The sequence below is a fragment of the Marinomonas sp. 5E14-1 genome, assembly GCF_039939215.1.
Classification (GTDB): Bacteria; Pseudomonadota; Gammaproteobacteria; order Pseudomonadales; family Marinomonadaceae; genus Marinomonas.
This window is the reverse complement of record NZ_JBDXMW010000002.1, coordinates 89,327-109,482: the sequence shown is the minus strand read 5'-3', so window position 1 is coordinate 109,482 and position 20,156 is coordinate 89,327. Positions and strand designations below refer to the sequence as shown.

At 43.1% G+C, this 20,156-nt stretch carries 16 protein-coding genes; 8 read left to right on the top strand and 8 right to left on the bottom strand.

The annotated features are described in order from the left end of the window. Positions 1-36: 36 nt before the first annotated feature. Complete coding sequence (parE, locus tag ABFY09_RS02130; RefSeq protein ID WP_347982647.1) at positions 37-1,935, top strand: DNA topoisomerase IV subunit B; 1,899 nt, start codon at positions 37-39, stop codon at positions 1,933-1,935. 71 nt (positions 1,936-2,006) lie between these two features. Then, complete coding sequence (locus ABFY09_RS02125; RefSeq protein WP_347982646.1) at positions 2,007-2,621, top strand: UPF0149 family protein; 615 nt, start codon at positions 2,007-2,009, stop codon at positions 2,619-2,621. 86 nt (positions 2,622-2,707) lie between these two features. Here the strand turns inward: ABFY09_RS02125 and ABFY09_RS02120 are convergent, their stop codons facing one another. From ABFY09_RS02120 to ABFY09_RS02095, 6 genes are all read right to left on the bottom strand, one after another. Beyond that, positions 2,708-3,904 carry an amino acid aminotransferase gene (locus tag ABFY09_RS02120; RefSeq protein ID WP_347982645.1) on the bottom strand — a complete coding sequence of 399 codons (1,197 nt, stop codon included), beginning with the start codon at positions 3,902-3,904 and terminating at the stop codon, positions 2,708-2,710. Positions 3,905-4,239: 335 nt separating this feature from the next. Further along, positions 4,240-7,410 (bottom strand): HsdR family type I site-specific deoxyribonuclease, encoded by a 3,171-nt coding sequence (locus ABFY09_RS02115; RefSeq protein ID WP_347982644.1) that lies wholly within the window; start codon positions 7,408-7,410, stop codon positions 4,240-4,242. A gap of 12 nt (positions 7,411-7,422) precedes the next feature. After that, entirely contained in the window at positions 7,423-8,685 is a 1,263-nt protein-coding gene (locus ABFY09_RS02110) for a restriction endonuclease subunit S (RefSeq protein WP_347982643.1), read from the bottom strand. A 1-nt stretch (position 8,686) separates the two neighbouring features. Continuing rightward, positions 8,687-11,269, bottom strand: coding sequence for a type I restriction-modification system subunit M (locus tag ABFY09_RS02105; RefSeq protein ID WP_347982642.1), 2,583 nt, complete (start codon positions 11,267-11,269; stop codon positions 8,687-8,689). Between the two features lie 94 nt (positions 11,270-11,363). After that, a complete protein-coding gene (locus ABFY09_RS02100) occupies positions 11,364-12,290 on the bottom strand; it encodes a restriction endonuclease (RefSeq protein WP_347982641.1) in 927 nt (308 codons plus the stop codon). 161 nt (positions 12,291-12,451) lie between these two features. After that, on the bottom strand, positions 12,452-13,678 hold the full coding sequence (locus tag ABFY09_RS02095) for an MFS transporter (protein ID WP_347982640.1): 1,227 nt from the start codon (positions 13,676-13,678) through the stop codon (positions 12,452-12,454). 89 nt (positions 13,679-13,767) lie between these two features. Between ABFY09_RS02095 and ABFY09_RS02090 the strand changes: the two genes are divergently transcribed. The 5 genes from ABFY09_RS02090 (at position 13,768) to ABFY09_RS02070 (ending at position 17,571) form a co-directional block, all read left to right on the top strand. Further along, positions 13,768-14,580, top strand: a complete 813-nt coding sequence (locus ABFY09_RS02090; protein WP_347982639.1) for a helix-turn-helix transcriptional regulator — start codon at positions 13,768-13,770, stop codon at positions 14,578-14,580. Between the two features lie 188 nt (positions 14,581-14,768). Next, complete coding sequence (locus tag ABFY09_RS02085; RefSeq protein ID WP_347982638.1) at positions 14,769-15,572, top strand: siderophore-interacting protein; 804 nt, start codon at positions 14,769-14,771, stop codon at positions 15,570-15,572. Between the two features lie 167 nt (positions 15,573-15,739). Then, complete coding sequence (gene sdhC / locus ABFY09_RS02080; protein WP_347982637.1) at positions 15,740-16,120, top strand: succinate dehydrogenase, cytochrome b556 subunit; 381 nt, start codon at positions 15,740-15,742, stop codon at positions 16,118-16,120. Beyond that, the gene (gene sdhD, locus ABFY09_RS02075) at positions 16,111-16,464 is read left to right on the top strand and encodes a succinate dehydrogenase, hydrophobic membrane anchor protein (protein ID WP_317004830.1); all 354 of its coding nucleotides are present in this window, start codon (positions 16,111-16,113) and stop codon (positions 16,462-16,464) included. The genes sdhC and sdhD overlap by 10 nt, the downstream gene beginning before the upstream one ends. 162 nt (positions 16,465-16,626) lie before the next feature. Then, positions 16,627-17,571: an AEC family transporter gene (locus ABFY09_RS02070; protein ID WP_347982636.1), complete on the top strand. Its 945-nt coding sequence runs from the start codon at positions 16,627-16,629 to the stop codon at positions 17,569-17,571. 71 nt (positions 17,572-17,642) lie between these two features. Here the strand turns inward: ABFY09_RS02070 and galU are convergent, their stop codons facing one another. Both galU and ABFY09_RS02060 read right to left on the bottom strand, forming a co-directional pair. Next, positions 17,643-18,470: a UTP--glucose-1-phosphate uridylyltransferase GalU gene (galU, locus tag ABFY09_RS02065; protein WP_347982635.1), complete on the bottom strand. Its 828-nt coding sequence runs from the start codon at positions 18,468-18,470 to the stop codon at positions 17,643-17,645. 76 nt (positions 18,471-18,546) lie between these two features. Beyond that, positions 18,547-19,428 (bottom strand): ArgP/LysG family DNA-binding transcriptional regulator, encoded by an 882-nt coding sequence (locus tag ABFY09_RS02060; RefSeq protein ID WP_347982634.1) that lies wholly within the window; start codon positions 19,426-19,428, stop codon positions 18,547-18,549. Positions 19,429-19,518: 90 nt separating this feature from the next. Here ABFY09_RS02060 and ABFY09_RS02055 point away from each other — a divergent pair, with 90 nt between their 5' ends. Beyond that, positions 19,519-20,127, top strand: a complete 609-nt coding sequence (locus tag ABFY09_RS02055) for a LysE/ArgO family amino acid transporter (protein WP_347982633.1) — start codon at positions 19,519-19,521, stop codon at positions 20,125-20,127. The last annotated feature ends 29 nt before the right edge of the window (positions 20,128-20,156 follow it).

Sequence of the window (20,156 nt, the reverse complement as noted above, 5' to 3'; positions counted from 1 at the left end):
TTGCATCGCATTATCAATTTGGAAGAAAAAAAGCGCATGTCTGCAAAAGAATATAATGCCGGATCGATAGAGGTTCTAAGCGGCTTAGAGCCTGTTCAAAAACGTCCAGGAATGTATACGGACACCACACGCCCTAACCACCTAGGTCAAGAGGTCATAGATAACTCAGTAGATGAAGCCCTAGCAAAACATGCTGACCGTATAGAAGTTATACTCTATAAAGACGGTTCGCTTAGTGTAGAAGATAATGGTCGTGGTATGCCGGTTGATATTCACCCAGAAGAAGGTGTGTCTGGTGTGGAACTGATCCTGACTAAACTACATGCTGGTGGTAAATTTTCAGGTGATAACTACCAGTTTTCCGGTGGTTTACACGGTGTAGGTGTTTCTGTTGTAAATGCTTTATCAACATCTTTAGAAGTTTGGGTGAAGCGTGACGGTATTCAATACCATATTGGTTTTGAAAATGGCTTTAAAACTTCAGAACTGAAAGAAATCGGCACCGTCGGTAAAAAGAACACCGGCACTAAAGTAAAGTTCACCGCAGACAGTAAATATTTCGATAGTCCTAAATTCTCCCTTTCTCGTTTAAAGCATTTATTAAAAGCCAAAGCTGTACTTTGCTCTGGCTTACATATGGTTTTTATTGATCAAAGCGGCACAGAAGAAGTTCGTGAAGAATGGTTCTATCAAGATGGATTAAAAGATTACCTTGCCATTGCCAACCAAGGCTTTGTGTTATTACCAGAAGAGCCTTTTATTGGTGGCGTAACAGAAAAAACTCAAGGTGTTGATTGGGCTGTTCAGTGGCTTCCAGAGGGTGGAGAGCTGATCACAGAAAGTTATGTTAACTTGATTCCAACGGCACAAGGCGGTACACACGTAAATGGTTTGCGAACTGGTTTACTAGAAGCCATTCGTGAGTTTTGTGAATTTCACAACCTATTGCCTCGTGGAATCAAACTCACCGCAGAAGATGTATGGGATCGTTGCAGTTACGTTTTGTCCGCCAAACTACAAGAACCACAATTCTCAGGGCAAACCAAAGAGCGCCTGTCTTCTCGTCAAATCGTGGCTTTCATTTCAGCGACAGTGAAAGATGCCTTTAGTCTTTGGTTAAACAAGCACGTTGAAGACGGTAAGAAAATAGCTGACCTTGTTATCAACAGTGCACAAAAGCGCCTGAGAGCCAGCAAAAAAGTGGTTCGCAAAAAAGTCACGCAAGGTCCTGCATTACCAGGCAAATTAGCAGATTGCTCAGGACAAGACTCTTCACGAAGTGAATTGTTTCTTGTGGAAGGGGATTCGGCTGGTGGCTCAGCAAAACAAGCCCGTGAAAAAGACTTCCAAGCTATCTTGCCGCTACGGGGGAAAATCCTTAACTCTTGGGAAGTGGACTCTGGGCAAGTGTTAGCATCACAAGAAATTCACGATATTTCCGTCGCTTTGGGTGTTGATCCAGGTGATGAAGATTTAAGTAGTCTTCGTTATGGAAAAATTTGTATTTTGGCCGATGCCGACTCTGATGGACTGCACATCGCTACGCTAATTTGTGCCTTGTTTGTTCGTCATTTCCCAGCCTTGGTAAACAATGGTCATGTGTTTGTTGCCATGCCGCCTTTGTATCGAATCGACCTTGGAAAAGAAGTGCATTACGCACTAGATGATGAAGAAAAAGACATTACTCTGCATAAAATTGCTGCTGAGAATAAACGTGGTACACCAAATGTTCAGCGATTCAAAGGCTTGGGTGAGATGAACCCGTCTCAATTACGCGAAACCACGATGGCGCCAGATACTCGCCGTTTGATACAGCTAACAATGGAAGACAAGCCAGATACTAATGAGCTGCTTGACAAATTACTGTCTAAAAAGCGTGCCAGTGACCGTAAAAACTGGTTAGAAACCTACGGTAACTTGGCGATAGTAGACTAGAATAAATAGAGTCGAATCATCATAAACGATGTAGTTTAACTGTGTTCAGCGTAACATAAGTGGAAAGAAAAATGTCCGAGACAACAAGCGATGATATCATAAGCGAAGAAGTGCTTTATGAGAAAATTGATCACTACTTAATGATGTTTGGTGGTGACCGATCGCTGCTTTGTGTATCTGAGTTAGATGGATTTTTAACTGCGCTAGGTTGCTCATTAAAAGAGCTAGAGCCAGACCTTTGGCTAAACGCTATTTGGGGTGCGGATGAAGATCAACCTATTTGGGAAAATACAGAGCAAGAAGATGAGTTCTTAAGCCTTGTTTTGATCATGTATATGGAAACCATGAACAGCTTATTATTTGGCGACTTTTACCCAGTTTATTTAGAACAAGAAGTGGATGGTCGGCAAAAAATCATTGTCGATGAATGGTGTGTTGGCTTTATTCGCGGAGCAAAACTGATTGGTATTGGCCTAGATGGCGACCGAGAATTCTTTGACGAAGTGCTCGCTCCTGCTCGTTTATTTGGTACAGAAGCCGGCTGGGAAAGACAGAAAAACATGGTGGAAGAAGAAATCGACTTTTGGCGAGAAAATCTAGAACCTTCTATTCTTCGTTTGGTGCAACATTTTCATCCTGAAATGCAAACGGTGCCGCGATTGAGCGATACTCGAGTGCTTCACTAAATACTCTTTTACCATAAAATAAAAAAGGCCGAGATGATTTTGATCATCTCGGCCTTTTTGCTGGTATTGCTAATTATCTAATGGAGCTAACCAACGACTTTAGCAATGCTTTCACAAAGGTAATCAATATTGTCATCACTGACACCTGCAACACTCATTCGGCCAGTATCCGCAATGTAAATGGAATACTCACTGCGCAAAGTGCGAACTTGTTCTAGCGTTAAGCCAGAATAAGAAAACATACCGCGTTGATCTTGAATAAAGGCAAAATCTTTACTCACACCAGACGCCGCTAGTTTATTGACCAGCTTCTCACGTAAGCCATTAATACGGTCTCGCATTTCAGCGACTTCTAACTCCCACTCCGCTTTTAATGCTGGGTCATTCATTATCGTAGACACAACCGCGGCGCCATGGGATGGTGGCATAGAATAATTCGCACGAATCGCTTGGCCAATAATAGAAAAAGCCGCATCGGCTTCATCGGCTGATGCAGCAATCACACTTAATCCACCACAACGCTCACGGTAAATACCAAAGTTTTTAGAGAAAGAATTCGCAATCAACATATCTTGAACGTTTGCAGCCATGTGACGCAAACCGGCCAAATCTTTGTCTAACCCATCACCAAAACCTTGGTAAGCCGCATCCACCAAAGGTAATAAACCGCGTTGCTTAACGAACTCAGTTAATACTTTCCAATGATCAAGCTGTAGATCAATCCCCGTTGGGTTATGGCAACATGCATGAACAAGCAACACATCGCCTTCTTTTGCTTCTGCTTCCAGCTTCGCCATCATGTCGTCAACGCGTAGGCCGTTCGTCGCTGGGTCGTAATAAGGGTAATCCAAAATTTCCACACCGGCAGAATCAAAAATAGACTTATGATTTCCCCAAGTCGGATCACTTACCCAAAGGCGAGCGCCTTTTAAGTTTGCACTAACAAAATCGGCTGCCACTTTTAACGCGCCTGTGCCGCCTGGTGTTTGTGTTGATCGAATACGACCAGATGCAATTAAAGGATTCCCTTCACCCAGAACCAAATCCTTAATAACGCTTTCAAACTCTGCCGCACCATAAACGCCTTGGTAGCTTTTAGAGCTTTCTTGTTCAAGCAAAATGGCTTCTGCTTTTTTCACCGTATTTAAAATAGGTGTATTACCGTTATCGTCTTTATAGACCCCCACACCCAAATCAATTTTCTTGGGGTTTGGATCTTGTTGATGAGCAACGATAAGCGCCAAAAGAGGGTCGCCAGCAACGGCATTAAGATGCTTAAACATAATGTTTGTAGAGTCCTTTTTTATCGAGTGGAAAGGGCAATTAAAGTGAATGATTTACCTTATGTATTCTGCCGTAATTACAATAAAATACAATGCGCAAACAGAAGGAAAAAATGAACCTTGTACAGAAAATAAGACACTCAAAAAGGAAGTCGTATAAGCGAGAGCCTTGTATGCGTGAATATTTCTTTAGCAATTTCTAATTCTGGCATATTCGCCGTAATTAGAAACACTAAAGAAGAGATAAAGGTTAAAATTACATATACTGAATCTAGTGTTTAGGACAGCAAGAACTTAGATTCAGCTTTAGGTCTTGCTGCTTCTATAATGTCTCTTTAGCACTCATCCGTTTGTGAAAAAATAAACTGTTTAAGAAACTGGTCAATGCGCATATTCAGTTTGAAAGGGGCCAGTGTTATGCCATCTAATTTTTCTAAATAAGCCTTGGCTTGTTCTTTATTGACGGTTTCTTTTAGGGCATCAAAACGACCAAAGTTGTTTAGGTTATTTTCGTCGAGTTTATCTGCCATGAGTGCCACCAATTTGCTTTTATCTAAACCCAAGGCGTTCACAACAGTATTAAGTTGGTCATTTTCAGCGTTGCCTTTGTAATCGTTAATGTAGTCTCTAAAACTGTGACCTTCGATTAGCTGTGCATCGCCACGTTGTAAGTCGTGTAAAAAAAGCTTGGCGTATTTTTGCTCGCTTTGTGTTAATGATAAAAAGGATTTATGCAATTCGTTCAGCGTGATTTCTAAACTCTCTTTACTTTGGTTTTTATCCAGTTCCTTTAAATACTTTTCAAAGCGGCTGTTCATGTAGTCGGCGTCTATTTTGCCGGTGTCTATTTCAGTCAGATAACCATTAAGGTCAAACGGTACATTGCCGCCATCTCCGTTACCCTCACTGTCGTCTTTCCCTACCAGTTCTTTGTAACGTAGGGCTAGGCCTAAATAAACTTGTTCATCAAGTGCTAGGTTTACCGTGCGTTCATTGTTGTCGCCAAAAGAATATTCGAGTTCGTTCCAGTTAAAACTTTGTATTTTGGCGGCTTCCAAAAGCTGATTAAAGCTATTGAACAAATCGGCAAACTTAGCACAAGCGGCCAAGTCGTCTGGTAACTTCTCAAAGTTTTGTACACCAGCGTTCGCAAATAAGTCTGTGATTTCTGCCACTAAGCTGTTCATGGTGTTTAGGTTGTTTTCAAGACGGTCAACAAATAAACCTATGGGTCTGTCGCCAGAATAGAGTTTAACCGCGTCTTCTATGTGCTGTTCCATGGTGTTGGGGTAGCGATAATAGCGAATCGTACCGTGAGGTTTATCTGGGCCAAATAAGCGGTTGGTACGCGAAAAAGCCTGAATAATATTTTGGTATTTAATCACCTTGTCTAAATACAGCGTATTGAGCCATTTTGAGTCGAACCCTGTCAGCATTTGGTCGACCACAATCAGCAAATCAAGCTGCTTTTCTGGCTCTGTGTGTATACGTGCGTAGGGCTTTTTATGGGCCAAACGGGCGGCTAAATCTTTTTTAAATTGAGCGTGCTTGGCAAAGTCAAAATCTTGGCCGTATCGGGCATTGTAGTCGGCCATAATTTCTTCTAGGCCGTCAGCTTTGAACGTAGAGTCACGCTCGCCACCGTCATTGTTATCTATGTTTGGGTCAAACAAGGCGGATACTTTTAGTTCAGGCTTAGCAGCTTTTAAACGGCGGTAATAATCAATCGCCTCAGGGATGCTATGAGTGGCGAAGATGGCATGAAATTTACTCCCTTGGCTCAATACATCCCATTCTGCCAGAATATCTTCTACCACCTTTTTTTGGTGTTCGTCGGTTAAATATTGCTCTTTTGGCACATAGTCTTCGATGCCTTTATGGTATTTCTTCGCCTCATCTTTGTAGCCTACCATGGGCACATCGTTCATAAACTGGTTAAACTTTTTCTTCTTGGCAGGTTCGGCCATGGCTTCCGTTACGGTTTGGGCTTTGGCTTGCTCTAAAGCGACGGCTTGTCTTATTTCTTTGTCTTTAAAGGTAGAAACTTTATAAGGGTCAAAGCCCAGTACGTTTTTATCGCGAATACCATCGGCAATGCTGTAACGGTGTAATTCGTCACCAAAAACGGTTGACGTGGTATTGCCGCTTTTTTCGTTGTCTTTTTGAATAGGCGTGCCTGTAAAGCCAAAAAATAACGCGCTGGAAAAGGTGCGTTTAATGGTTTGTAGCATGTCGCCAAAGGTGGAACGGTGGGCTTCATCAATGATAAACACCAAACGCTTAGCGCGGATTTTTTCGATATCAGCACTGTTGGTGGCGGTGCCAGCATCGTCTACCGCTTCAAAAATATTACTCATTTTTTGAATGGAGCTAACAATCAAGGTTTCAGCTGGGTCGGCGCTTTTTAGCTTGGTAACCAAGGTGTCTGTGTTTTCTGTTGCTTGTACTTCTTCATCATCGCCCGCAAAACCTTGGTATTCCATTAGAGATTGGGTGCCTAGCTCAATGCGATCCATTAAAAAAATCACTTTGTCGGCGTCTTTCGATTGCGCGATCAATTGGGCGGATTTAAAACTGGTGAGGGTTTTACCAGAACCCGTGGTATGCCAAATATGGCCACCGAGGCGGTCGGCATTGCGGGTAATGTGCGACCAATTGGTTTTCGCCACCTTGTCGGAAATGGCATTGGCGGCGTAATACTGGTAACTGCGCATGACTTTAAGCACGCCATCGGTATCATCTGCCACGGTGTAAAAACCAATCAGCTGATGGGCCATAGGAATAGACAAAAGACGAGAAATGACTTCTTTCCAGTGGTTAATTGGCTCGTTATTAAAATCCGCCCAGCTAAATTGATAGTTGGGGTTAAAAGCGCCTTCTGTTCCCGGATTGGCAAAGTACTTTGTCTCGTTTGGCTCCATTGCCACAAACACTTGAATAAGAGAAAACAGCCCAGTAAAGATGCCCTCGGCGCTGTATTTTGCTATCTGGTTGACCGCTTGACTAACGGGTACGCCGCTGCGTTTTAGCTCAATATGGATCACCGGCATACCGTTAATTAACAGCATCACATCGCCACGGCGGTCGTTACGTAAAGGGCTGCCGCGTTCAAACTTGGGTTGTTGCACAATTTGGTAACGGCTTTGGCCGGCGGCGATCTCTTGGCGATCGTAAATTTTTAAGCTGACTTGTTTGCCAAAGTGCAAGGTGTCGGCGGGGTTATCCCGTGTAATGGCCACGCTTTTGCCATTTATAAAACCATTTAGTTTAAGCGGGGTTTTTAGCTCCCTGATCTGTTCAATAATCTGCTGCATTTCGCTGGGGGTAAGCGGCACATTGTTTAATCGGTCTTGCTGTTTGTTGTTCTCAAATAAAATGTTGGCCCAATTTTGCAGTAAATCCGCTTCGGTTTGATTTTTTAACACGGGGTATTGCCCCCAACCCTTTTGGGCAAGCACCTCAATAAAGGCCTGTTCAAACGCTGCTTCTGTGGTAAAGGTGGTCATGGGGCTTCCTTGTTAAACGAACATCTTGCTTAAGCAAGCCTGCTTAATGTTATTGAGTTTAGTCAGTTGCTGCTGGTGTTGATCGATTAAGGTATCGAGCTTTTGGAAGTAATTACCGATGGTGGTTTGTTCTTCATAGTTAGGCATAAGTATTTTCATTCGACCGAGCTGTTTACCTGAAACCTCTAAAAAGGTAGAGCCCGATGCATGCTTCAGAGCGAACTCCTTGATTAATTTTCCAGATGAGTAGAGGAAATAAGGTGAAAACCCTTCTTTAACTACCAATGATTGAAAACCTTGATTAGTAGCGCCAGGTTTTGCCAATATTGCCATATCACCTATTCCCGCTCTGCTAGTAAAAAGAACAGTATTACCAGCGGGAAGTATTTTTGCAGATGAGCTTTTCAGGCCTAGAGCTGTAATTTTTTTCTCACTACCATTTGCATACACTCTCTTGCCAATTTCAGTAGGTGAATACCAATCGATATCACCGTCCCAAAATTCAGATATTGCTGTACTCGGAGTACCGCCTCCAATAATTTCAGCAACATCTGTACCTAACTCTTTCTCCTCCCACTCCCCACTAAACCCTTTAAAGCGAATTTCTGGCACGGTTTCCCCTTGTTTGGGGAACATTTTTTCCAGTATGGCTTTTTTAATATTGCTGAGCGTGTCGTGCTTTTGTTGGTGCTGATTGATTAGATTATCGAGCTTTTGGAAGGTATTGCCGATGGAGGTTTGTTCAGTTAATTCTCTTGGTAGTGTAATGTTAATTTTAGCTAAAACTCTTTGACTGACGCCTTTAGCCGTCCCACCACTAGAAAGTGCAGAAAGTTCTTGGAATACTTTCGGGCTTCTCAGTAATACAGCTAGAAAATTTTCTGTGATAACTTTAGGTTTAACAACAAAAGCAATTGTTCTTTGGCTTAGAATGTATTTATCAGAATTGGGAATTTGAGCTACATTTCCCATCGGTGCTTCAGTTGTAAATAAAACCTGATCTTTATGGAGTTCAGAGCCACTCATCCATTTGTCATAAAGTTCCTGATTTCCAAAGTGTGGATCAATTGAAAAATCAATATAGCCTTGTTTAACATTTAAGGCTGACAATGCTCTGTATCCTGAAGCGCTCCAATCCAAACCTAGTTTTTTGGGTGTTCTACCACGAAAGTCAATAATTTTTGCAATGTTATCTAGTAAACCAACTACTCCCCACTCCCCACTAAACCCTTTAAAACGGATTTCTGGCACTTTTGCTTGCTTAGTCTCACTCATTTTATTGGCCCTTTAGCAGGTTAGTGAGTTCGGCTAGGCCTTGCAGGTCAAACTCATTGCCGGTAAGGTCGTCCATCATCTCTGCCAGTTCTTGCTCAGTGCTTTTTATGTCGCTGGCTATTTGAGAGTAAGTAACGGCGTATTTGTCCGCCAGTGCTTGCACCTTGCTGGTGAGCTGGTTAATCACGGCGTTGGGCATGGCGGCCAGCTCGTTACAGAGTGGTGTTATCCATTTCAGGTGCAACAGGTAATTTACCTGTTCGTCGGTTAAGGCTTCTATGGTGGTTTTGGTGTTTAGGTGTAGGGCAATGGTGTCGTCTTTTACCGTTTTTTTGAGGGCTTTTTCTTCATCGAGCAACTGGCTTACGCTGATAATTTTCGCTTCGTAGCTTTCGCTCTCATAGCTTTGCTTCTGTTCTTTTAGCAGGGCTTTGGCGGCTTTGTGAACTTCTGCATTGGCAAAGCCGTCTTTGCTTTCTTTTACTGTGTCTTGCTCTTTTTCTTCTTCACTGAAGGATTCCAGTATTTCTTCCAGTGTGCTGGCGATTTCGGCTAGGCGGCTTTCTTGCGCGGCCAGTGCTTGTAGCTCTTCACTCAAGTAAGTGTGCTGTACCAAATCAAAGGGCAGTATGTGGCCTTTCCAACCTTCTTGTACTTCGGTGTCTTTGCCGTCTTTCTTTTTGATCACCATGTTGGGGTCAACTTGTATGGTGGCGGCAAAGCCTTCGGTTTGCATCATTTCTAAATCGGCATTAATGGTTTGCCATTGGTTATTAAGGTATTGGTAGGCTTGGTATTTATCGATTAAGGCGATAGGCGCAAGGCGCGTGAATAGGTCGTCACTTAATTGGGCTTCTTGTTGGTTGCGATTTACGTTGGCCCAGCCTTGTACAAGAGTGGTGTTTAAACTGTCGTCAAAACCATGAAAGACTTGGTTGTAGTTATTAATAAATTCAAGCACTTGTGGGTGTTGGCTTATGGTGGCGTTTACTTCGTCTTTGCCTATGGCTAATTCACTGTAGGCGCTGGATTTTGCCGTAAACAGGGCGCTGTGCAATTGGGGCAAGGCGTGCCAGTAATTTTCTAGGCTGGCGATTTCACTGTTAGGAATGCCGCCTAACATGGTGGCGTGTAAATCCCAACTTTCTGCCGCGGGGGAAGAGTCCACATAGCGGGGAATATTCAAATTGTAGTCGTTGTCGCGCAGGGTTTGTTTGCTGACAAGGGCAGCGAATTTGTCGATGCTTTGGCGCTGTATTACGGTGTCGGTAATGCGCTTAATGTCAGAGGCTTGCAGCTTATTGCTTTTGCCTTCTTTTAAAAAGTGTTTGGAGGCATCCACAATCAGCACGTCGCTGTTTTGCCGATTTTGCTTGAGCACTAAAATAACGGTAGGAATGCCGGTACCAAAAAAGATATTGGCCGGTAAACCGATAATGGCGTCTATATGGTCGCTTTCGATGAGCTGCTTACGGATTTCACCTTCTTCACCGCCTCTAAACAGTACGCCGTGGGGCAATACAATGGTCATTACGCCGTGAGGTTTTAGGTGGTACAGGTCGTGCAGCAAAAAGGCAAAGTCGGCTTTGGTTTTTGGCGCTAAGCCAAAACGAGCATAGCGTGGGTCGGTTTCTTTATGGCTTGGGTCCCAACTTTGCGAATACGGCGGGTTGGATACCACCGCATCTAAATACAATACTTCATAAGAGCCTGTTGGGTCGTTTTCATCAAAATAAGGCCAATCTTCTTCCAGTGTGTCGCCGTTACGGGTTTTTATATTGTTGGGTTTAATGCCCCGCATAATTAAGTTCATACGGGTTAGGTTGTAGGTGTTGGCTTTCAGCTCTTGGGCGTAGTAGACAATGTTGTCTTTGCCTTTGGCGTATTGGGCTACGGCTTCACCAATGTTAATTAATAACGAGCCAGAGCCAGACGTTGGATCGTAAATTTCGATGGTGTCTCTATCTTGTAACTCATGGGCGATGATGTGCGACATGAGTAAGGACACTTCGTGCGGGGTGTAAAACTCACCGGCTTTTTTACCTGCGTTGGCGGCAAATTTCTCAATCAGGTATTCGTAAATGTAACCCAGTACGTCATAGCCTTGGTTGCCATTCATGGGGATGCTTTTTATCAGTTGCAGTAAATCACTGATGGCTTTGGTGCGTTTGCCAGCGCTTTCGCCTAATTTGCTTAGGCCGGTTTCTAGCGTATTAAAAATGCCGTCAAAGAGTTTTTTATACTTAGGGGAAATAAGTCGGCTAAAGGCAGACAGGGCATCGCGCACGTTGGCTTCGTCAAAGTCGGTTTTGGGGTCGATCCAAGTGGAAAATAGATTGTCGTAGCTGATGAAGTAACCAAGGCCATCTTGCACATATTTCATTGTGTCGGCGTCGTCTTCGCTGAGGGCTTTAATGTCTGCCTCAGTCATGCCTTGTTCTGTCACATATTGTACGAGCTGGTCGCTGAGGTATTTGTAAAAAATAAAGCCCAGTATGTAGTCTTTGTATTCGTTGGCTTCAATTTTAGAACGCATCTGGTTGGCAGATTCCCAGATTTTAGCGGCCAGTTGTTGCTTGTTCATTATGTTGTTTCCTAATACTTAAATAACGCTATGTATTTTTTATTTATGCTTCAAAGTTCTATTTCAATTTAATTTTCAAACTTAACTCTCAAACTCAGCTCTCAAAAAATTCTTCATCAATTTTTTTAATGTGCAGGGTTTGTTCATTGCGGCAGCCGATGTTGTATTGCAACATGAGTTTGGCTAATTCGGTACCGTTAATAAGCACAATGCGCGTGCCTAAATTTTGTGCGGTCTCGATGGCTGATGAGGTGAAATCTGAGGTGGTGATAAAAATGCCTTTGTGGGCTTTTTTAAGATTAAGCGCACCAAAAAAGTCGCGTATATCGCCAGCGCTGACGTTGTTACCTTGGGCATAACGCTTGGCTTGAATGTAAATTTGGTCAACGCCGAGCGGGTCTTGGTCGATTACGCCATCCACGCCGTTGTCGCCTGTTTTACCGAGTGCGTGCGCTGCGCCTTCGCCTGTGCCGCCGTAACCCATGGCGACGAGTAATTCTATGAGTAGGTCTTCAAAAAAGGCTGGCGTGACTTTGCGGGTTCTGTCGAGAATGTCTTGCGCTAGAGCATCGTTAATCTTTTTATAAGCCGCTCGCAATGCTTCGTCTGGTGTGATGTCTTTTTCTGATTCGTTATCGACTTGCGCATCAATGCTTTGCGTGTTGGCATCGTTTGTTTTTTGTGTAAAGGAAACAAACTCATCAAATTGCTTGAGGTATTCGCTGTTTATTTTGGTGTTGGTGTCCTGCAATGCGGCAACACCGCGCGCGGTGATTAAAAAGTGCGCTCGTCGTGTGCTTTCTAATAAGCCTGCTTTTGTTAGGTAAGTTTTCGCCCAGCCAACACGGTTGTCAAAAATAGGTTGCTTGCCGCTGGGTAGTGTTTGCTCACGCTCAGCCTCCGTTAAACCGAATTGGTCGGCTAGCTGATTTATCACATCGCGAAATTTAACTTCTGTGCCGTTGGCTTGATGAGCAACTTCTAAAAAGGGCCGCATACAATCTTGGTAGCTTGGGATCATTCCTTATCCTTTATGACTGAGCTGCTTATTTACTCTTCAAAGTATGAATTTTTAATATATAAAATCTGCATGGAAGAATATGTAAAACAGGGTGAATAAACAAGTAATGGACTGTTTGAAAAACGAAACCCGTCAAATTCGACGGGTTTAACTTTCTGGTTTTATGCAGTTTGGCGTTTTTGTGTTCTGACTTCATTCCCTTCCATTGGTTGGTTGGGAATGTACATGGCGAGGATGAGTGATACGGCGGCCATGGCGGCGCCTGCAAAGAAGACGCTGGCAGGAGAGACGAGCCAGAGTAGTCCAAATGAGACCGGAATGACGACGGCGGCAATGTGGCTGATGGTGAAGGAAACGCCAGCCGTTGAGGCCATGTCGGCTGGGTCGGCAATTTTCTGGAAGTAGGTTTTGATCGCTAAGGCGAGGGCGAAGAATAGGTGGTCGACTACGTATAATCCTGCCGCCATGGTTTCATTTTCCACTAAGGCGTAGCCTGCAAAAACGAGTATTAAGCCGATGTATTCAAAAATGAGGGCTTTGCGTTCGCCAATCACGCCAATGAGGCGGCCAATGCGTTTGGCGAATAGCCAGTTGAAGGCGTAGTTGATTAGGAATAGTAAGGTGATGTCGGCGGCGGAGTAGTCAAATTTTTCAACCATGAGGAAGCCTGCGAAAACGACGAATATTTGGCGTCTTGCACCGCTCATGAAGACAAGGGCGTAATACAACCAGTAGCGTTTTCTGAGGATGAGTTTTTTGTTTTGTATGGTTTTGCTTTCAAAGGTTGGAAAGGCGAGCCACATAAAAATCACGAGGCAAAGAGAGGCGCTACCGGCAATTAAGTACACCCAACGATAGTCTAGTTGAAACTGCTCTAGTAATACCCAAAGTACGCCATAGGTGATGAGAGAGGCCAGTGCGCCAACGGAGATGAGTTTGCCGAGCACTTCGGGCGCTTCTTCTTTTGTCAGCCATTGTAGAGACAAGGATTGTTTTAAGGTCTCTAGGTAATGAAAGCCAATTGACATTAACAGTGTGGTGCACAGCAATCCGGCTAAGGAAGGGAAAAAGCCTGTAATGGCAACGCCAATGGTCAGCATGACTAACGACAGCATCATGAATTTTTGTTCGCGTATGAACAGTAAAATGAATACGGCGGTAAACGCGAGGAAGCCAGGAATCTCACGAACACTTTGCAGTAAGCCAATTTCTGCCCCTGTGAAGGCGGCTTTTTCAATGGCGAAGTTGTTGAGTAGGGCTTGCCAGCTGGCAAAGGCCATAGGCAGAGCGATGGCGATCAGAATCAGTAAGTTTTTTGGGGTTCGCCATGATGGTGTTGTTGGTATATCGGACGTGGTTGTTTGGTTTTGTATTGCGCTGTCTTTCATCGCGATGCCTTATTTATGCGTGGAAAGGGATTGATGAAAGAGAGCTTATCAAGTATTTTTTTGTCTTTCTTTCTATAAAAAGTCAGATTATGTCGATAAGTGGACAAAGTATACAGAAAACAGGCAAGACCTTGCTGTCTTCCAATGAGCAGATTAATACCGCGGGTGATGAATATGTGATTGCACGCCAAAAAGACATGGCGGCTGGATACCAAGGAAAGGCGCATAGTCATACTTGGTATCAGTTGATGTATGCGTCTAGTGGTTTACTTAATGTGGCGTTCGCTGATCAATTGATGGTGGTTCCTCCACAAAAGGCGATCTGGCTTCCGCCGAATTGTCTGCATTCTACCGTGGCTCCGTCGGGTGCTCAGTTTCGCAGTTTGTATTTTCGTCCTGATAAGGTGGTTGGGCTAGGAGACAAAAGTAAGGTGCTGAATGTGTCGCCATTGACTCGTGAGTTGATTCTTTCTGTGGTGGATCGTTGTGATATGGATCTTAGTTGGCAGGAAAAAGACGACAGGTTGTTTGCTGTGTTGTTGGATTTGTTAACGGATCAACCTGAGAATAATCTTGGTGTTTTGGTGCCTAAGAATCCAAGATTAGAGCGATTAGTGATGACGCTGCAATCAGATCCAAGTAATCCGATGACGTCGACACAGTGGGCGAATGAGTTGGGAATGTCGAGCCGAACGTTGAGTCGTCTTTTTCTCGCCGAAACTGGGTTTGGTTTTAAAGAGTGGCGGCAACGCATACGATTGCTGCATTCGTTAAGTTTATTGGAACAGGGAATGTCGGTGACTCAGGTGGCGCTGGAAGTAGGGTATCAGTCTACTTCGGCGTTTGGGTATGCTTTTCAGCAGTGTTTTTCGATGACGCCTAGGCAATATTTTGTTTCATGAGTTTGGATTGTCGTTTTTTAAAATCTAAATAGAAATAGACTCAAAAACTGAATAGGGATTTCAGCGCTATATAGTATTTAAGTGGTTTTCCTGTTGAAGTCGAACAGATAAAAATTGGTATTTTTGAGAAGGGTTATCGTTTATATTAGTGGCGTTTTTTGATGACCTTATAGATGGCTTGAGGATGTATGACATCGATTTTACATAATGAACGGGAAGAAGTTCAGCTGAAGCAGCGAGTAATAAAGGTTGTTGGCGTTAAAGATATATCGAAAACTTTGCGCAGAGTGATGTTCCATGGGGAAGATTTAGAAGGTTTTAAGTTTCACCTTTTGTCTCCTGAAGCTCATGTTAAATTGTTTTTCCCTGACATGGAAACTGGTGAGTTGAGAATGCCAACGGTTCCAGAAGATGGTTGGGGCGCTGATTGGGAAGGTGTAAACGAAGGGCGTTTTTCGCCATTTCGTGACTATACGATTCGTTCTTTTGATGCAAACGCTTTAACCGTGGAGATCGATTTTGCTTTGCATCATATCGGTGTTGGCGGACCTTGGGCGATACAAGCAAAAGCTGGGCAGAAGCTTGGCATATTTGGTCCCAGATTTATTAAAACTCCGCCATTAAATGCTAAGCGTTATGTATTCTTAGCCGATGAAACCAGTCTTCCTGCTTTGGCACGTTGGTTAGAGATACTGCCTGAGGAAGCGATTGTGGATGCTTGGATTGAAGTGGCATCGGCAGAAAGTGAAATTAGCTTGCCACCTCATGCCGGAGCGAATGTTCATTGGCTTTATTCTAAGCCAGATGAAACCATAGGAAGTAGCTTGATAGAGGCGGTTGAATTAATCTCGGATGAGTTTTTTAGTTCTGAAACTTGGGTTTGGGCGGCAACGGAAGCTCATACTATTGCTAAGTTGAAACGTATTCTTGTAAAAGACGAGAGATTAAAGTCAGCGCATTTAGATCTTACTTCTTACTGGAAACAAGTATAAAACACCTGCTAGGTTCGAGAAATGGCCGTCAAACTCAAAAAATTGACCTAATAATAGGTAAATTATTAGCATTCTAGAAAATGAGTTTTATAATGGTGCTCGACAATAGGTACTTCTTATTCACTTTTCATATTTATCATCACATGGGATAAAAAAGGAAACCTCAAATGAAAAATAAACGTCCAGTTAATCTGGATTTACACACTATTAAGTTGCCCATTACTGGGGTTGCTTCTATTTTGCATAGAATCAGCGCGGTAATCTTATGGGTAGCGATGTCTTTTTTCTTGTCTGTTTTATGTGTTTCATTAGGCTCTTCAGAAGGGTTTGATAATATCGAGAAACTGGTAACAGAGAATTTTCTAGTTCAGTTCATTATCTGGGGTTTCATGACCGCAGCGGGTTACTACACGATGGCTGGTTTGAAGCACATCACTCAGGAGCTGGGTTACTTTGAAGAATTAGAAAGTGGGAAGTTGATTTCAAAAGTGGCGATCGGTTTGGGACTTGTCATTAGTTTTCTATTTGGTGTGTTGATATGGGTTTAGGTTTAAAGCGGGAGAACCGCAGCGGTACAAAAGAGTGGATTTTTCAACGAGTAAGCAACATAGCGATCATTGTTTGGTTGTTTGTTTATTTAGGTTTAGTTCTTTCACAAACAGAATTAACTTATGAAACGTGGAGCGCAATTCACAGTGCTTTATGGTTTAAAGTGTACTCTTCTGTGACGTTAGTACTGGCTATGATTAACTCGATTTTAGCAGGCTGGCAAATTGCTACAGATTACACTCAGAAGGTGTCGTTTCCTGGTTTTGAAAAAGGTTTTCATGCCTTCTATTTTGTTGTCAGCATTGTTTACTTGCTTGTTGGTTTAGGGATTCTTTGGGGCTAATTCCAAGGTTGTTCTAGCCAATCAAGTAAGGCGCACAAAATATAAAAACTCTGATCAAAATAACATTGGTCAGAGTTTTTTGTTTTTAGAGAAACCATAAAAGAAAACGTGTGCGTTACTCTCTGGCTTTCTAATTGTTGTGCTTTTTTGTGAGGTGGAGTGGTGCTTTCTCTTTCTTTGGCTGTGCTACCTGTTTTTTTGTTGTTAATTGCTGGCGCGATTTGCCAGCGCTTCCGTTTTCCTATGGAAGGCTTTTGGCCTGGTGTCGACAAGTTGTCTTATTGGGTGCTTTTTCCTGCCTTGTTGTTTCATAAGACATCGCAGATTGACTTCACCAACCCTATGTTGACGAAGTACGCTTTCATTCTTTTATTCGCTTTGTGTATTGCTGCCGTTTTTGTCTTTATAAGTGCATGGCTCTTAAAAGTGCCATCGGCCACAGCCTCTTCTATGTTGCAAGCTGGTGTACGTTTTAATACTTTCATCGTTTTGGCTCTGGCAGGCAGCTTATACGGTAATGAAGGTTTGGTGTTTGCTGCGTTAGGTGCGTCTGTATTGATCCCTTCAATTAATGTGTTTCTCGTTGTGTCTATGGTGCTGATGCACCGACCACCTGCTAAAAATGGTGTTGTATTAACATTACCGCGGTTGTTGAGTGGAGCTCTGATTCGTAATCCTTTAATTGTTTCTATTGTGCTAGGAAGTGGCCTGAATTTGTTGGGCTTAACGCCGATTATCTTAATTTCAGACGTGATGGGAATGTTGTCTCAATCGGCTCTGCCATTGGTCTTGCTAGCTGTAGGTGCCAGTGTCCGATTAGAAGTGGTTCGCTCTATTGGCATGACATTTTTAATGTCTTTGGTAGCACGTTTTGTGATATTTCCTCTCGTGATTGGCATTATGTGTTGGTGGTTGGATGTTAGAGGTTTGCCAGCTTTAGTTGCTGTATTATTTGGAGTGGTGCCAACGGCAACATCAGCTTACGCTTTGGCGCGTCAGTTAGGAGGCGATGCAGATAGAATGTCTGCTTATATCACTATGCAGACGTTGCTTTCTGTATTTACTGTGCCAGTCAGTGTTTGGTTGAGTCAGTATTTTTTATCTTAAGAGCCAAAAGATAGAATACAAAAAAGCCACGTAACCTATGGTTTACGTGGCTTTCTGATGTTTCTTTCTAGTTAGCCTTGCTTATAAATGTTTTCGTAGCAAAAGTTAGTTGCTTCAACAAAACCATCTACACTACCGCAGTCAAAACGTTTGCCTTTGAATTTGTAGGCTAATACACAGCCTTCTTTAGCTTGTTGTAAAATAGCATCGGTAATTTGAACTTCTCCGTTACGGCCGGCTGGTGTGTTACGGATTTTGTCAAAGATGTCTGGCGTTAAAATGTAACGGCCAATGATGGCTAAATTTGATGGAGCTTCTTCTTTGCTCGGTTTTTCTACCATGTCCGTGACGCGGTACAAACCATCCATCATTGACTCGCCTTTAATCACACCATATTTGTGCACTTCCTCTTCTGGAACTTCTTCGATGGCCACAATGGTGCATCGGAATTGGTTGTAGAGTTTAACCATTTGCGCCATAACACCATCATCTTCACCAAAGCAAAGGTCATCAGCAAGTACAACTCCAAAGGCTTCATCACCGATTAGTGGCTCGCCAGTCAGGATAGCGTGGCCCAAACCAAGCATGTTGTTTTGGCGTGTGAAAGAGAAGTTTACGTTGTCGATTAGATGACGGATACCGTCTAAATATTGCTCCTTATTGGTGCCAGAGATTTGGTGCTCTAGCTCGTAGCTGATGTCGAAGTGGTCTGCAATTGCGCGTTTACCACGACCTGTTACGAAAGTGATGTTGTTGAGTCCTGCTGCTTCTGCTTCTTCTACACCATATTGAACCAAAGGTTTATTTACGACAGGAAGCATCTCTTTTGGCATAGATTTAGTTGCTGGTAAAAATCGAGTACCGTAACCAGCAACAGGGAATAGACATTTGCGAATCATAATTTTTCCTTAAAATGGTATTAGTAAAATGGCTATGAAAAAATAAAGTGGTAGCCCGCCCGTTCCTATTAATTCCTTAGTATAAAGCATCTTTTGTGACATTTTTTATCACTTTAGTTAACCGATCCAAAACAGGAGAGTTAAGTTTGTACCAATGCCAATAAAGTGGCAAGGCTAATTGTTTGTCTGGAAACAGGGAAATCAGCTGTTTATTTTTTAGTTGTTCTTGTACTTGTACACTAGGAACTAAAGCACAGACTGTGCCACCCATTACTAACTCGACAAAGCCATGGGACGAAGGATAAGCATGACTGTTTCGTATATCAGCCTTTAATTGTAAGCACTCATCGAGATATCGCCCCCAAAGTTCATCGTGTTCATCATAAATAAGAGAAGGGGACTGCAAGACGGATTCTGGGCTCAAGTCACCTTTCAAATAAACCTCAATGAAGCTTGGCGTGGCGACCAGTTCGTAATGCATATTGCCAAGGAAAATGGAATCACCACCTGCGACAGGGGTGCCTGTTTGACTAAGGCAGGCAACGACTTCTCCTGTTTGCAATAAGGATCGAGTGTTGGCTTGGTCTGCCGCTTTAATGTGCAATTTGGTGTTATTGGTTGCAGAAAAATCCTTGATGACAGGAATAAACCAAGTGGCGAGAGTGTCATTGTTAACGGCAATGTTAATTGGGTAATTGGACGTCTTGCCTTGAATGGCTTCCTGTAAGCCCTCTTCAAGTATGGAAACTTTATTGAAGTGAGCAAGCATTTGTTCACCCAGCGGTGTAGCAACCACAGGGCGAGCGCGAATAAGCAGAGGGCGGCCGCAATCTCGCTCAAGGCGTTTGACGTTCTGTGATACAGCAGATTGAGTGAGGTTTAAATAATTCGCAGCCTTATCAAAGCTTTGAAATCGTAGAACCGCTTGTAAGCTGGCAAGTGCTTTATAATCAAACATAATTTTTTCTAATGTATTTTTAGTTTAATTAATTTTAATTTATATCCTGCTTTGCGTAATATCAAGCGAAATTAAAGGAGAGCAGTAGATATGTTGGCGTTGATCAGTGGTGCAATCACAGGTGGTGGCTTAATCATAGCGGTAGGAGCACAAAATAGCTTTTTATTGGAGCAGGCTTTAAAACGGCATTATGCGTTCCCGATTGCTCTGTTGTTTATTGTGAGTGATGTCTTATCTATTACGTTAGGGGCATTCGGTCTAGGTTTGATTTTACAAAGCCATGATTGGTTGTTAACAGCTTCACGTTGGGGTGGGGTTGCCTTTTTAGTGTGGTTTGCGTGGGGTAAATGGCGATCGTCTTTTCAAGATGAACAGTTGATTCTAGAGCAATACTCTAAACGGCTCGCGCTTTGGCCTTTGTGTATGATGGGTTTTGCGGTGACTTGGCTGAATCCGCATTTCTATTTGGATACTATGATTCTAATTGGCAGCTTGGCAAACCAATGGCAAGACGACAAGTGGGAGTTTGTCTTAGGTAGCGCATTGGCTTCGTTGATTTGGTTTTTATCTTTGGCTTTTGTTGGTCGGTTGTGTGCAAAGTGGCTAGAAAGTACGAAATTTTGGCGTTGGTTTAATCGTGTTAATGCTATTTTGATTTGGTTTATTGCCTTCAAAATTGCCACACAGCCTTTATCCTAATCTGATAAAAACTGTGCGACTGCATTGTG